At 32.5% G+C, this 317-nt stretch carries 1 protein-coding gene; it reads right to left on the bottom strand.

Annotated elements, in window-relative coordinates; genetic code table 11:
- Positions 1-280, bottom strand: a 280-nt coding sequence (locus ACEWB7_RS18825; RefSeq protein ID WP_411581204.1) for an IS630 transposase-related protein, incomplete at its 3' end; no start/stop codon positions are given.
- Positions 281-317 lie beyond the last annotated feature (37 nt).

Here is a 317-nt window from a genome sequence, read left to right as displayed (position 1 = left end):
TTAAGCGCTTTAATGCAGCACCAATAGATGAAACACCACAATTAAAACGTGCAGCACGTTCATATTGATAAGCATCAGGATACTTTTCAACATCTTCACGTAAAGCATCATCGTTAATTTTAGAAGGCTTACGTACACGAGTTTTTTTAATCTCTATACGTTTCTTCCATTCAACAATGGTATTTTTATTAATTTCAAATTGTGCAGCTACCGCTCGAATAGAATAACCTTCCTCAAGTTTAGCTAAAATTTTACGTCTAAAATGTTCTGAATAACTCATTGCACCATTGTATTGGTTTTATAATGATTTGACTATA

The sequence above is a fragment of the Acinetobacter sp. NIOH-H-8 genome (assembly GCF_046635365.1).
In the GTDB taxonomy this organism is placed as follows: Bacteria; Pseudomonadota; Gammaproteobacteria; order Pseudomonadales; family Moraxellaceae; genus Acinetobacter.
The sequence above is the reverse complement of the archived record's forward strand: the minus strand, read 5'-3'. Positions and strand labels throughout refer to the sequence as shown.